The 13,921-nt window shown below is 46.2% G+C and carries 11 protein-coding genes; all 11 read right to left on the bottom strand.

Translation table 11 applies throughout. The features are described 5' to 3' along the window. A complete protein-coding gene (locus tag AACQ21_RS15475; RefSeq protein ID WP_013855820.1) occupies positions 1–630 on the bottom strand; it encodes a response regulator transcription factor in 630 nt (209 codons plus the stop codon). Between the two features lie 241 nt (positions 631–871). Next, the gene (locus AACQ21_RS15470; protein WP_105977037.1) at positions 872–2,674 is read right to left on the bottom strand and encodes a protein-disulfide reductase DsbD; all 1,803 of its coding nucleotides are present in this window, start codon (positions 2,672–2,674) and stop codon (positions 872–874) included. A gap of 160 nt (positions 2,675–2,834) precedes the next feature. Further along, a complete protein-coding gene (locus tag AACQ21_RS15465) occupies positions 2,835–3,293 on the bottom strand; it encodes an arginine repressor (protein ID WP_088718009.1) in 459 nt (152 codons plus the stop codon). A 408-nt stretch (positions 3,294–3,701) separates the two neighbouring features. Next, complete coding sequence (pyrI, locus tag AACQ21_RS15460; protein ID WP_017042201.1) at positions 3,702–4,166, bottom strand: aspartate carbamoyltransferase regulatory subunit; 465 nt, start codon at positions 4,164–4,166, stop codon at positions 3,702–3,704. 15 nt (positions 4,167–4,181) lie between these two features. After that, the gene (pyrB, locus tag AACQ21_RS15455; protein ID WP_017042200.1) at positions 4,182–5,111 is read right to left on the bottom strand and encodes an aspartate carbamoyltransferase; all 930 of its coding nucleotides are present in this window, start codon (positions 5,109–5,111) and stop codon (positions 4,182–4,184) included. Between the two features lie 454 nt (positions 5,112–5,565). Then, positions 5,566–6,576 carry an ornithine carbamoyltransferase gene (locus AACQ21_RS15450; protein WP_013855826.1) on the bottom strand — a complete coding sequence of 337 codons (1,011 nt, stop codon included), beginning with the start codon at positions 6,574–6,576 and terminating at the stop codon, positions 5,566–5,568. Between the two features lie 135 nt (positions 6,577–6,711). Continuing rightward, positions 6,712–7,623: a carbamate kinase gene (arcC, locus tag AACQ21_RS15445; protein WP_013855827.1), complete on the bottom strand. Its 912-nt coding sequence runs from the start codon at positions 7,621–7,623 to the stop codon at positions 6,712–6,714. 73 nt (positions 7,624–7,696) lie between these two features. Beyond that, a complete protein-coding gene (gene arcA / locus AACQ21_RS15440) occupies positions 7,697–8,920 on the bottom strand; it encodes an arginine deiminase (RefSeq protein WP_105977036.1) in 1,224 nt (407 codons plus the stop codon). Between the two features lie 842 nt (positions 8,921–9,762). Continuing rightward, positions 9,763–11,208 carry a YfcC family protein gene (locus AACQ21_RS15435; protein ID WP_026027156.1) on the bottom strand — a complete coding sequence of 482 codons (1,446 nt, stop codon included), beginning with the start codon at positions 11,206–11,208 and terminating at the stop codon, positions 9,763–9,765. A 515-nt stretch (positions 11,209–11,723) separates the two neighbouring features. After that, positions 11,724–13,037 carry an anaerobic C4-dicarboxylate transporter family protein gene (locus AACQ21_RS15430; RefSeq protein WP_017042196.1) on the bottom strand — a complete coding sequence of 438 codons (1,314 nt, stop codon included), beginning with the start codon at positions 13,035–13,037 and terminating at the stop codon, positions 11,724–11,726. A 148-nt stretch (positions 13,038–13,185) separates the two neighbouring features. Beyond that, a partial coding sequence (locus AACQ21_RS15425; protein ID WP_258174217.1) for a lyase family protein occupies positions 13,186–13,921 on the bottom strand: 736 nt, incomplete at its 5' end.

Genomic DNA, 13,921 nt, shown 5'->3' with positions numbered 1-13,921 from the left:
CTACTCGCCCAACTCATTGAGTAAAATTACTGCTTGAGTGCGGTTTTTAACCCCAAGTTTACGGAAAATAGCCGTCATGTGCGCTTTGATGGTCGCCTCAGAAACATTAAGCTCATAGGCAATTTGTTTGTTGAGTAGCCCATCAGAAAGCATGCCTAATACTTTGTATTGTTGCGGGGTTAAGGCGGCAATTTTCTTGGTTAAATCATTGCATGCGGCGTGATTGGCAATTAGCCCTTCAGGGAAAAATGGGTCACCGGCTAGGACTTGATTGAGCGCCGAGATCAGCGCGCGCATGTCACTCGATTTAGGAATAAAACCAAAGGCACCGTGGCTTTTTACTTGCGCCACCACCGAAGGTTCTTCACTGGCTGAAATCACCACAATCGGTAAATCAGGGTATTCGGCTCGCAAGTGAATGAGCCCTGACATCCCATTTGCGCCTGGCATTTTGAGATCCAACAGCAGCAAATCCACATCGCTCTGTTTGGTTAATAAGGCTAACAGGGCATCTAGCGAATCCGCTTCCAATAAATTGGCACCGCTTATCGCCATATGCACTGATTGAAATAGCGCATTGCGAAACAGAGGGTGGTCGTCAGCAATGATGATGGTGTAGGTCGAATCCATGACGTTTTACACTTTTAGCAATGTCGTTAAATCGATTATTGACCGCGATCTCTCACTGAACAATCTTTATACGCTAAAAGTCTGAACTGTATCCACTTTTTGTCTGATACTGAGTAGTGACTGAGCCTGATCTGAGAGTGGTGCATGCCAAGCGGTTCGAGAAGAAGTGATGGCGTTCACGCGCGATTATTGCCGACTGTTGCAATGGTTTGCTCAAACAGGCGGCAATAATCGGTAAACCTTAAAGCTGGTGGGCGATGAGGTGCGCTAAAAAGCGATCGGCTGGCATAAAACCGCTGATACGTGCGTTTGAAACGCGTTCACCTTGCGCATTCCAAAAATCAATCGTCGGTAACCCTAGCACGTTCATCGCCTTGAGCAGCTCAATATCTTGTGGCTGATTTTTGGTGACGTCCGCTTGCAATAGCACAAAGTTTTGCAGTTTCTGCGCGACCTCTTGCTGATGGAAAGTGTATTTTTCAAACTCTTTACACGCCACGCACCAGTCGGCGTAGAAATCGAGCATGACGGGTTTACCTGCTAATTTGGCTTGGCTCAACTGCAAGTTGAGCTCGGCAATATTATTCACCCGAATGAACTCGACATGGCTACGGCTTGCTAGGTTGGTTTGTTCTGGCTTAAACCACACATCCAACGCAGGTTGCGCTGAAGCAAACAGACCCAATACCGCAATAATGCCAACCATGCTCTGTTTCCAGCCACCAAACGGCAAGCTGTTTTTACAATGATAGAGCCAACCAAACGCGACGATCCCAAGCGCAGACCAGAGCGCCGTTGACCACACTGGTGGCAATAAGCGTTCAAGTAAGAAGATCGGCGCAGCCAGTAAAATAAAGCCAAATAGTGTTTTGACTCTCTCCATCCAGCCACCGGCTTTGGGGAGTAGTTTGTTACCAAATACGGCGACCAAAATCAGCGGAATCCCCATGCCCATTGCTAAGGCATACAGTGCAATCGCCCCCGTGAATAGGTCGCCACTTTGCGCGACATACAGCAGCGCGCCAGAAAGAGGCGCGGTGGTGCACGGTGAGCAAACCAAACCGGAAATCGCGCCCATGGCAAACACGCCAAGACTGTTCCCGCCTTGCTGCTTATTACTCAGGCTGCTTAGCCACGTCTGCACTTTGCTTGGCAGTTGTAAGGTATAAACGCCAAACATCGACAGGGCGAGTAGCACAAATAGGGTACTGAGGCCAATCAGTACATAAGGGTGCTGCATCGCGGCTTGAAATTGTAACCCAGCCGAAGCGACGACTAGGCCAAGCACGGTATAAGTGAGCGCCATACCTTGCACGTAAATAAACGATAAAATCAACGCGCGCCGTGGTGAAAGTTGGCCACGGCCAAGCACGATACTGGTGAGGATCGGGTACATCGGGAGTACGCAAGGGGTAAAGGCGAGGCCAACGCCAAGTGCTAAAAAGAGCAGCGGTGTCCACCAAGAATCGGCGAGGCGGCTTGCTAGCCCGTCTTGTTCAGCCACGGGCGCTTTTGGCGAATCTGTTTCGCTTTTCGCCATATTGGCCGCCGTGTTGTTGTCAGAGCGAGTATCGCTTGCCACAGCTTGAAGGTCGATAATTCGCGTTTCTGGTGGATAGCAAAAGCCCGCTTTTGCACACCCTTGGTACTGGATAATTAATTTGGCGTTCGCTGCTGCACTGAGGAGCGGTACGTCGACAAACAGTGGCTCAGTATAAATCTTCACATCACCAAAAAATTCATCGTGATATGGCTGACCATCGAGCATCTCGATTTCACCAAGCTGTGCATTTTCGGCGCTGATACTGATCCGATCTTGGTAGAGGTAATAGCCCTGCTTGACCTGCCAATCTAAGAAGATCTGCTTACCTTGCTGCTCAGCATGAAAAGGAAATGCTTGGTCAACAGGGACAAATTGATTGTCGGCTGAGGCCAAACCGAGGTTGTTACCACTATTGAATGGATTGTCATTGCCGAAGACCGCCAACGCAGGTTGGGAAAGTGTCAGCAGAGCTAGCAGTACAAAGGAAAAGAGTAGGCGCATACAAAAATCGAGTCTTCATTAGGTGAGTGTCATCTTAACCCAATCAGACCGCTTTTCGGCGCAATAAGTTTCACAGTGATGGAAAAATCGTCGCTGATGAGGCAGTGAAGCGAGAAAAGCCAAGTGAGGTTGTGGAGCTCACTTGGCTGGGCGATGGGGGTTAAGCGACACCTAGGCGAGTTTTCACCACCGCTTCACACGCTTCAATATTATTGATGTCTTTGGGAATAATAAGCACAGTGTCATTACCACCGACCGTTCCTAAAATCTCAGTGTGGGGATCAATATCAACCAATCGCGCGACCAATTGAGCACTTCCAGGATGAGTTTTCACCACCACAGTGGATTGATTGTGAGTGATAAACTCAATTTGTGAGGCGATAGATGACTCAACACGCACTGGCGCGGTTTCGACCGTAATGCAGTACACTTTTTTGCCGCACGCATTTTGCACTTTCACCACACCAAGTTGGGAAAGCAAGCGTGACACAGTGGATTGGCTAATGCCCTCATAGCCGAGCTCTATTAGCCTGAGTCGTAGCTCATTTTGGTTAGCAAAACTTTGTTGTTGTAGGATTTTTTTACAAGCGGAAGCTAACGTTTTGTCATCGGTTTGCATTGCGCCGTGGGGGATTTTTCTGTTCACGGGCGGTTCCTTTTATACACGCTACTGCGTCTGGGGTATCGGTGATCCTTACCATGCCAGCACACTCCCAAAGCCATAGAGTGTGAGTTCACGTTATGTTTAACGCCAATGGCGCAACGGTTGAGCATTGCTCTTTTCCCCTCTATAAGTGGTGGGGGATTATTATTGATGCCTGTAGCTTAACATTAATCAATGTGTCGCTTTTTGCGGGGGATCACCAAATAATAAACTAGATTACCGATTGATTTTTGGCGTTTTATGTTGATTTGATGGAATAATATGCACGGAAATATGCAAGATTCGTAAGTTGGTCCAGCGCCGAGTTAGGACGCTGGAGGCTGGCAGGGCTGTAAACGCGATGGATGCGCGCTTAGTGCTGTTTTAGCAACGTTCAGTCATGATTTCGCGCGAGAATACTTTCTCACAATAGTGGCATTTGAGATGCACATTCTCTTGTTTGAGTTGCACTTTAAAGCGGCTCTCGACAGGCTCGCCATGAGAGATGCAGTTGCTGTTTGGGCAACGAAATACGCTGTCAATTCTCTCAGGCAAAGTGAGGGTCAGTTTGTTGACCACTTTATACTCTTCAATTTGATTGACGGTGGCTTTCGGGGCATACAGTGCTAATTGGTTCGCTTGCTCTTTGGTGAGATAAAGGTTTTCTATTTTAATCAGATCTTTATTACCTAACGCAGAAGAGGGTAGGTTTAGGCCAATCGTCACACGTTGATTGGTTTCATTTAACTTAAACAAAGAGAGAATTTTGATCCCAAGGTTGGCAGGGATATGGTCAATCACGCTACCGTTACGAATCGCTTCAACTTGCAATTGGGTCTCTTTTACCATGATGTTATCTCCTACTTATAAGGTTGGGTTAAGAACAAGGGCTAATAAAGCTTCACGCGCATAAACGCCGTTTTCGGCTTGTTGGAAATAGTAGGCGTAAGGTGTTTTATCGACATCGGTGGTGATTTCATCGACCCGAGGCAGTGGGTGCAGCACTTTTAAATTGTGGCGCGCTTCTTTTAATGTTTCTGCGGTTAAGATGTAAGCCGATTTCATATGTGCGTATTCGGATGCATCAAAGCGTTCTTTTTGTACGCGCGTCATGTACAGCACATCCAGTTCAGGCACGACCTCTTCAATGCTGGCGTGCAAACTAAACGCAATGCCAGCCTCTGAGAGCTCTTCGCAAATGTAATCCGGCATCGCCAGCACTTCTGGGGCGATAAAAAAGAAACGTACATTGTTGAATTTCGATAAGGCTTGGGTGAGCGAATGGACGGTGCGGCCATATTTTAAGTCGCCGACGAACGCGACGTTAAGGTTATCGAGCCTGCCTTGCGTTTCATAAATGGAAAACAGATCGAGCAAGGTTTGGGTTGGATGTTGGTTAGCACCATCGCCACCGTTGACTACGGGAACGCCGTTGGAAAACTCAGAGGCTAAACGTGCAGCGCCTTCTTGTGGGTGGCGCATGACAAATGCATCGACATAAGAGGAAATAACTTGCACCGAGTCAGCTAAGGTTTCCCCTTTCTTGGCAAGTGACGTATTGCCGCCATTATCAAAACCAATCACTGTGCCGCCTAGGCGCTGCACTGCCGTTTCAAACGACAAACGGGTACGTGTAGAAGGTTCAAAGAAGCAGCTTGCTACTACTTTATTTTTGAGAAGTTCAGGGTTTGGTTCCGCTTTAAGCCTTGTTGCGGTTTCAACAATCAGCTCCAGTTCCGCGCGGCTCAGTTCTGGAATGGAAATGATGTGCTTGTTAAATAACGAATGCGCCATAACGTGTCTTCCCTCTGTATGGTTCGCTTTGGCTACTAGCCTTTGCGAAATTTTGCTTAAAAAAAAGCCCCCTAAAATAGGAGGCTTCAATAACGTTCAGAACAGAAAAACAAAACAGCTAACTCGACCGGCGCCGGGTGTAATGGATGGCGTTGATGGGGAGTGCTGCGGTTCATTTTCTGCTCCGTTTAGACAAATTGCGAAGGATTATACGGACAAAAAACACGCTGGCAATACTCTTTGGAAAATATCCAGAAAATGGATTTTTATGCGAAATTAGCTTGATTTCGATGTTATTTACTACGCGTTTACAGCTAAAGCATAAGTGCGATTTGTGAGTGTTATTGACTGAAAAAAAATGCGAGCTTTATTCAAGCTCGCATCGATTCAACATCAAAGAGATGAAGTAGACGATTCATCGCCTACATTCATTATCTACTATTCGTTACCTAAGTTAGTTACCTAAGGTGGCCACCATCACGGCTTTGATGGTGTGCATGCGGTTTTCAGCTTCATCGAACACGATGGAATGCTCAGATTCAATCACTTCATCGGTCACTTCAACGCCTTTGGCAAGCACTGGGTAGTTTTTCGCAAGCTCTTTGCCAACGGTGGTATCTTCGCCGTGGAAAGCAGGCAAGCAGTGCATGAATTTCACATGTGGGTTACCAGTGGCTTTTAACATCGCCATATTCACTTGGTAAGGCAGCATCAATTCAATGCGCTCTGCCCATGCTTCTTTCGCTTCACCCATCGATACCCAAACATCGGTGTAAAGGAAATCACAGCCTTGAACGCCTTCTTGAACATCATCTGTAAGCGTAATTTTCGCGCCTGTTTGCTTTGCAATAGTGCGACATTCCGCGACTAATTCTTCGGTTGGCCAGAACGCTTTTGGTGCAACAAGGCGAATGTCCATGCCCATTTTCGCAGCGCCCACCATCAAGGAGTTACCCATGTTGTTGCGTGCATCACCGAGGTAGGCAAATTTCATTTCATGGAGGCGTTTGCCACGGCCATGTTCGATCATGGTAAGGAAATCAGCCAGAATTTGTGTTGGGTGGAATTCGTCAGTTAAGCCGTTCCATACTGGTACGCCAGCGTAGGCACCAAGCTCTTCAACGATCTCTTGACCAAAGCCGCGATATTCGATGCCGTCATACATACGGCCTAAGACGCGCGCGGTATCTTTCATCGACTCTTTGTGGCCAATTTGTGAACCTGATGGGCCTAAGTAGGAGACTTGAGCACCTTGGTCAAACGCTGCTACTTCGAATGCACAGCGAGTGCGAGTTGAGGTTTTTTCAAAGATAAGTGCAATGTTTTTGCCTTTGAGACGAGGCTGCTCATAACCGTTGTATTTGGCTTTTTTCAGCTCAAGTGATAGATCCAATAGGTGCTGGATTTCGCGTGGAGTGAAATCAAGAAGTTTTAGAAAGTTACGGTTGCGTAAGTTAAAAGCCATGATCTTTTCCTCATTTGCAACGCTTGCTTCTGATGAGAGGGTGGAAGAAAGCGTTAATATTTGTTTAAAGTTAAAAACAGTTGTTTAAAGTTAAAAACAGATTCGGTTTATAAAATAGATTTTAAAAACAATGTGTTAGTCACGCGTAATATTGGTGCCTGCTGTGCCTTCTAAGATGCGTAGGCCATCTTCTAACGCGCCGATCCCAACGACTTTCCCGCCTTGTTGAATGAATTCGCACGAGGCTTCAATTTTTGGCCCCATAGAACCAGCATCAAATTGATAGTTGGCAAGCTCGCTTGGCGTTGTGCTGCGCAGCGCATGTTGGGTTGGTTTACCCCAATCAAGGTAAACGGCGTCAGCATCGGTCAAAATGAGCAGCGCGTCGGCGTTCAATTGTTTGGCAAGAAAGGCAGCAGACATGTCTTTGTCGATCACTGCTTCTACACCGACTAATTTGCCGTTTTCACGTTTGACTGGAATACCGCCACCACCGGTGCAAATCACTAAATGACCAGCACTGATAAGCTGGGAAATCGCATCATGTTCGACGATGCCTATCGGTTGAGGGCTCGGAACCACACGGCGGAAGTATTGGCCGTCGGGCTTGACTGTCCAGTGGTATTTCTCAGCCAATTCACGCGCTTCTGCTTCTTGATAAACTGGGCCAATCGGTTTAGTTGGGTTGGCAAATGCAGGGTCTTTCGGGTCGACCATCATTTGGGTCAACATGCACGAAATGTTGCGTTCAGGCAGCATGTTTTTGAACTCTTGCATCAACATGTAGCCAATCATCCCTTGAGTTTCACTGCCCAATACGTCGAGTGGGTACGGCGCTACTTTTTTGTATTCGAGACCTTGTAGTGCCAGCAGGCCAACTTGAGGGCCATTGCCATGCACCAGCACCACGTTATAGTGTTTGGCTATTTCGGAAATGGTTTTGACTGCAATTTCAATGTTGCGACGTTGAACATCTGCTTCTAATGGCTGACCACGACGAAGTAGCGCGTTTCCACCTAATGCAACAACAACAGTTTGTTTGCTCATAATTCTATCTCTTCTAAGGTGGGTTGAGGCGTGCAGAGGAAATTTGCCTCAACCCATTTGATTAACCTAAGGGCTAGATACCGTCACGCTCAATTGGGCAGCTCATGCAGCGTGCGCCGCCACGGCCACGGCCCAATTCGTCACCAGGAATAGACAGAACAGTGATGCCTGCTTTGTCGTATTTTTCATTGGTATAGGTGTTGCCTTCATAGCCAATCACTACGCCAGGTTTGACGGTTAGGACATTGTTTGCATCGTTCCACTGTTCACGTTCTGCGTTGAAGTTGTCACCGCCCGTTGTGATTAGGTTGAGCTTGTCAACGCCAAGTGCTTTTTCGATGGCGGTAACGAAGTAACCTTCTTCTTTCACGTTTACGGCACCAGACTCATCGCCTGTGAGGCTCCAGCATTTCACATCTTTGCGTACTACTTCTGGGTAAACAGAGAAGGTGTCTTCACGCATGTGTGTCATGACGGTATCTAAGTGCATGCAAGAGCGGTGTTTTGGTAGTTCCATCGCAATGATTTGCTTCGCTTGGCCATGTTTAAATAGGCCCGCAGCTAAGTGTTCAACACCTTGCGCTGTGGTGCGCTCAGACATACCAATCAGTACCGCACCTTTGCCAATCACAAGAACGTCGCCACCTTCAATAGTTGAATTATCGTAATTAATGCTCTCGTCATCACCGAAGTATTTAATGAAGTCTTGGCCCGCAAAGCTTGGATGCCAGCGGTAAATCGCACGCACATGGTTGGTTTCACGTTGACGTGCAGGTTTTGCCATCGGGTTGATTGACACGCCACCGTATACCCAGCAAGACGTATCGCGAGTAAAGAGATGGTTTGGCAGTGGTTCAATGATGAAGTCGGTTGGTGCATGCAAGCCTTGCATCATTGAAGAGGATTTCATTGGCATTTCAGCGTAAGACAAACCACCTGTCAGGATTTTTGCCAATTCAAGGTTTGGCAGATCGCTGAGGTAGCAGCGCACGTCATTCGCAAATGTTTTGCCAAGGCGGTAATTCGATACTTGTTGAGTAAGCAGCCACTCTTTTGCGACGGGAACCGCTAGCGTGTCGGCTAATAGATCGGTCAGCAGTAAAACTTCAACACCTTGGTCACGTAGCGTTTGTGTGAACGCATCATGCTCTTTCCCCGCACGCTCTACGGCCAATACATCATCAAACAAAAGGTCGTGACAGTTGGATGGTGTTAAGTGAGTGAGTGAGCGTCTTGGGCGGTGAACAAGAACTCGACGTAATTGACCAATTTCAGAACCAACATATAACTTACTCATAATAGTATCTCTCTTAATTTATATGCATTTATGCCGTTATATTTTTGACATTAAATTCAACTTGTTCTGGATAAATACATAATTATTTCTGTAGGGAATTCAGTATGAATTTATTTATTCACTTCTTTGTTCTGCAATTAATATTACCCTTGGTCTGTATATGTTCTTAGAGGTCCATCACAGAATGATTTATATTGAAATTCGGCGAAAATAATAGTTTTTTAACAATGTTTATGCAGTGTTTATATTGTGAGTGTCATATTTATTACTGCTTTTTTTATGGATGTTCATTCAATTTAAATATCACGCAGCACTACTCCATATAGGCTCGGTATTTTGGTTGGGAATTTTATGCACCAAAAACACATCGATAATTCATCGAATTGGTTAAGAATATGCACTTGAAAAGGGTATATAGTTGAATATGAGTCGAAGAAATGGGCTGTGTTAACATAACTTTCTTAATAAAACTTGATCTCACGCAGGCTTTCTAATGTAGATGTTTTGTCTGAATTGGCGTAATAGAGGACGGAAAATGAGAGATGAAATAGCAGGCGATCTGAATTTGGTGATAAAGGAATATAGGCCGCGTTTTATTTAGTCACCAAAAGTGGTTATTTATCCCAACCGATTGCTATAAAAAATAGCCATCAAAACTAATGGTTATCTAACGACGTTGAAAGCCATCATTTCCTGATTTGGCTAACGTATCATGCTTAGAGTTGAGTAGCTGCGCGGCCAATGAGCCTAAGTCGGCCTGCCAATAAAAAAGCCGCAATCATGCGGCTTTTAGAGGGTGTGACGCGGTTTTCACCTACGACATATCGTTCATCAGTTTGGCGCTATAGCATCGCACCTAGGCTGAGAGATAGCATAATGAATACGCACAATATGCCTAACAGTGGTGCGACCCATTTCACCCAGCGAACATAAGGTACACGAGCAATTGCTAAGCCGCCCATCACTACCGCAGAGGTTGGCGTGATGAGGTTGACTATCCCTGAAGCCGATTGGTAAGCCGTGACGACAAGGTCGCGGCCAACGCCTGCAAAGTCAGCCAATGGAGCCATGATGGGCATGGTTAATACCGCAAGGCCAGAAGACGAAGGTACAAGGAAAGAGAGAAGAATTTCCAGTAAATACATTACGTTAATAAAAATGACGGATGAAAGGCCAGTAACCATTTGCTCGGCTGAGAACAAAATAGTGTCGGTGATCATCCCGCGGTCCATGATCACCACAATGCCGCGTGCGATACCAATGATCAGCGCTACGCCTAATAGGTCTCGTGCACCATCAATAAAGCTGGTGGTGAATTCCTCTTCACTCATACGAGCAATTAAACCGATAATGATGGTTGCACCCAAGAACATCGCTGAGATCTCAGCCATCCACCATCCAGCAACAGATACCCCATAAATCATCACGCCAAAAGCGGCCGCGAAAATGGTCAAAATAACTTTGCGGGTGGCGGTGAATTCGAGTTTCTCTCCACTTTGGTTGCCAAGGAAGTGAGCTTTGTTCTCTTCGTACTTATCGTACACAATCGATTTACTTTGATCCGCTTGCACCATTTTCGCGTAGCGCATCACGTACAGCACACAGATAACCCAACCGACAGCTAACATTGCTAAGCGCAACATGATGCCATCAGTAAACGGAATGCCCGCTGCGTTGGCCGCAATTACGGTGGCAAACGGGTTGATAGTGGAGCCCAGCGTACCGATACCCGCGCCAAGCAGTACGGTAGCGGCGGCAACCAGTGGGTCAAAACGAGCGGCCATCATCACAGGTACGAGTAAGGTGTAGAAAGGTAAGGATTCTTCCGCCATACCGTAAATCGTACCGCCTGCGGCAAACAGCGCCATCAGGATGGGTATCATCAACTCTTCACGCCCTTCAAGCCGCGCTGTTACGCGTTCAATGCCCGCATCAATTGCACCTGTTTTGGTCACTAGGCCCAAAAAGCCACCAATGACTAAAATGAACAGAGATACGTCAATCGCGGCAGCTTCGTAGCTGTTGTGGTCATAAAAGCCGTCAATCGGTGCCATCAACACATCGATCACCCCTTGTGGGTTACCTTCTGCGTGTTGATAAGTTCCCGCAATAGGCACTTCTTTGCCCAGTTCTTCATTCATGGTGCGCTGATACTGACCGGCAGGCACAATCCAGGTTAAAAGGGCCACAAGAGCAATTAGAATGAAAAGGATGGTGTAAGCGGAAGGAAACTTAAAGTTAGCAAAGAAGCCACCTTTAGGTTCCGTGGATACAGTTTGGGTTGTCATAGCGATCTCCTTACACTCAGAGAACAACGAGATTCTGAGTGTGTTCAGCGGCTAATGTTCTTCAGTCTTCCAGCCCATTAAAATATTATCTACTAGGGGTGAAAGAATAAAAAGTGATTGGAACTTCAATTAAATACGTTAAATGAAAAGTTTTAATTATTATTAAGTGAACATAAATGCTCACTTGCTCAGATATCTGTATAAATTCTAAGGTGAGTTTTAAAGCGTAACTTTGTCTTGCTTCACAAAACAATAGTACCGAGTTACACACCATTTTTTTAGGGAATTTAATTTAGGGTAATTGAGTGTAAATAATGGAATTATATTCTTACGCTTTTTATTCGAAGACATGGAGATAGGAGGATAATCATTGTAGGGTAAATATATTGAAATTTTATTCATTAAGCTGAATGAGTGAAGAGAAGTAATTATTTATTGCTTTATTGATATGTGTCAATATTTTATACGTGACAAATAAAAAGGGAGCCAAAGCTCCCTTATAACAATAGTACAGATTACATCAAAATATTGGAGAACAACAAACCAAAACCAATACTAAACACCATGCTTAACAAGCCTGGGAGCATAAAGCTGTGGTTGAAAATATACTTACCAATACGAGTGGTACCAGTCCGGTCAAAGTCGATAGATGCGATGATAGGGCCGTAGTTTGGAATGAAGAAGTAACCGTTAACGGCAACGAAAACCGCAATAATAATGGCTGGTGGCAAACCCAAGGTTATTGCAACAGGGACTAACACGGCTGTTGTTGCGCCTTGGCTATTGACCATCACCGACAGAGCAAATAACGCGAACGCGAATGTCCATGGTGCGACTTCCACTAAGCCAGAGACCGCTTCTTTGACCATGGCACCATGGCCAGCAATGAAGGTGTCACCTAACCAAGCGATACCGAAGATCGCCACGATAGCACGCATACCTGCATGGAATACGGAACCTTGGCTGATGGCGTTGCCGTCAGGTTTGCACAGTAAAATGATCAGCGCCGCGATAGACAGCATCACGATTTCAATCGTGTGCGCCATCCCCATGGCTGAGCCGTTAAATTGTGGGCGCAAGCTAGGCAATGCACCCATCACCACCACCACAATGGCACCGAACAAAAATAGCCCGACCGATTTTTTCGCTTGTGGCGTGATTTGAATATCAGCAATCGATACTTCTTGTTCCATCTCTGCGCGAAATTCTGGGTCTTGCAAGCGACGTTGATATTCTGGGTCGTCTTTCAGCTCAACACCGATTTTATTGACGAATAAGCACGCGCAAGCCAAACCAAGAATGGTACTTGGGATGGTGATCATTAATACATCCGTTAGCGTGATGCCTTGTGGTTCTAAGAAGGCGACTAACGCCACGACGGCGGCCGCAATTGGGCTAGCTACAATCGCAAATTGTGACGCGATCACCGCCATACCTAAAGGACGTTCTGGACGAATACCACTGCGACGGCTCACTTCAGCAATAACGGGCAGTACTGAATAGGCCACGTGACCTGTACCAGCCATCATTGTAAAAAAGTAAGTTACCAAAGGGGCGATGAAAGTGATGTGGCGAGGGTTTTTATGCAAAATGTTAGTGGCAATTTTGATCAAATAATCTAAACCGCCAGCCGCTTGCATTGAGGCTGCTGCTGCAACCACGGCCATGATCATTAACATCACATCAATCGGTGGGCTGGTTGGTTGCATGCCAAATCCAAAGCTCAGTACAGCAAGGCCAATACCGCCCATCACACCAAGCCCAATACCACCAATCCTTGCACCAATTAGGATACATCCTAATACGATAAGGAACTCAATTAAGAACATCTTATACTCCTAAAGATAATGAAAAATAGGGTCATTCTACAGGTTCAGCGATATTGAACGGTATGCTTTGCGCCATGATGTAACGCAATTTTTTCTCACTTAATAACTTGTAGAAAGTAAAAAGGCTCTGAATCAGAGCCTTTTTTGATTATTCGTAGCGTTTCGCTTTGTACTGAGGGCGCATAAAGTTTTCGACGGACAAGATGTCATCGAGCTCTTCGGCGGTGAGTAAGCCTCGCTCAAGCACCACTTCACGTACGCTCTTACCCGTTTCCGCACAAATTTTACCCACGATGTCACCTTCATGGTGGCCAATATATGGGTTAAGGTAAGTCACGATACCGATAGAGTTGAATACGTAAGCTTCACACACTTCTTTATTGACAGTGATGCCGTCAACACACTTGTCACGAAGGTTTATGCAGGCGTTTGAAAGAATTTCAATTGACTCAAACATGCTTTGTGCAATCACAGGTTCCATCACGTTTAGCTGTAATTGGCCACCTTCTGCGGCAAAGGAAATAGTGTTGTCGTTACCAAGTACTTTAAAGCACACTTGGTTGACCACTTCAGGCACCACAGGGTTTACTTTTGCAGGCATGATGGAAGACCCAGCTTGCAGTTCAGGTAGATTCAACTCGTTTAGACCCGCTCGAGGGCCAGATGAAAGAAGACGCAAGTCATTACAGATTTTAGAGAGTTTCACAGCAAGGCGTTTTAGCGCGCCATGCGCCATAACATAAGCTCCGCAGTCAGAGGTTGCTTCAATTAAATCTTCCGCTGGTACCACAGCTAAGCCAGTCACCGCAGCAAGGTGTTTCACCGCCGCCGCTTGATATCCCGGCGCTGCATTCAGGCCAGTACCGATCGCTGTTGCACCAAGG

Origin of the sequence: Vibrio sp. V01_P9A10T6 (genome assembly GCF_963877065.1) — a bacterium.
Classification (GTDB): domain Bacteria; phylum Pseudomonadota; class Gammaproteobacteria; order Enterobacterales; family Vibrionaceae; genus Vibrio; species Vibrio anguillarum.
The sequence above is the reverse complement of the archived record's forward strand: the minus strand, read 5'-3'. Positions and strand labels throughout refer to the sequence as shown.

Coding starts and splice junctions, on each gene's coding strand:
- AACQ21_RS15475 (WP_013855820.1), bottom strand. CDS start 630: ATGGATTCGACCTACACCATCATCATTGCTGACGACCACCCTCTGTTT.
- AACQ21_RS15470 (WP_105977037.1), bottom strand. CDS start 2,674: ATGCGCCTACTCTTTTCCTTTGTACTGCTAGCTCTGCTGACACTTTCC.
- AACQ21_RS15465 (WP_088718009.1), bottom strand. CDS start 3,293: ATGCAAACCGATGACAAAACGTTAGCTTCCGCTTGTAAAAAAATCCTA.
- pyrI (WP_017042201.1), bottom strand. CDS start 4,166: ATGGTAAAAGAGACCCAATTGCAAGTTGAAGCGATTCGTAACGGTAGC.
- pyrB (WP_017042200.1), bottom strand. CDS start 5,111: ATGGCGCATTCGTTATTTAACAAGCACATCATTTCCATTCCAGAACTG.
- AACQ21_RS15450 (WP_013855826.1), bottom strand. CDS start 6,576: ATGGCTTTTAACTTACGCAACCGTAACTTTCTAAAACTTCTTGATTTC.
- arcC (WP_013855827.1), bottom strand. CDS start 7,623: ATGAGCAAACAAACTGTTGTTGTTGCATTAGGTGGAAACGCGCTACTT.
- arcA (WP_105977036.1), bottom strand. CDS start 8,920: ATGAGTAAGTTATATGTTGGTTCTGAAATTGGTCAATTACGTCGAGTT.
- AACQ21_RS15435 (WP_026027156.1), bottom strand. CDS start 11,208: ATGACAACCCAAACTGTATCCACGGAACCTAAAGGTGGCTTCTTTGCT.
- AACQ21_RS15430 (WP_017042196.1), bottom strand. CDS start 13,037: ATGTTCTTAATTGAGTTCCTTATCGTATTAGGATGTATCCTAATTGGT.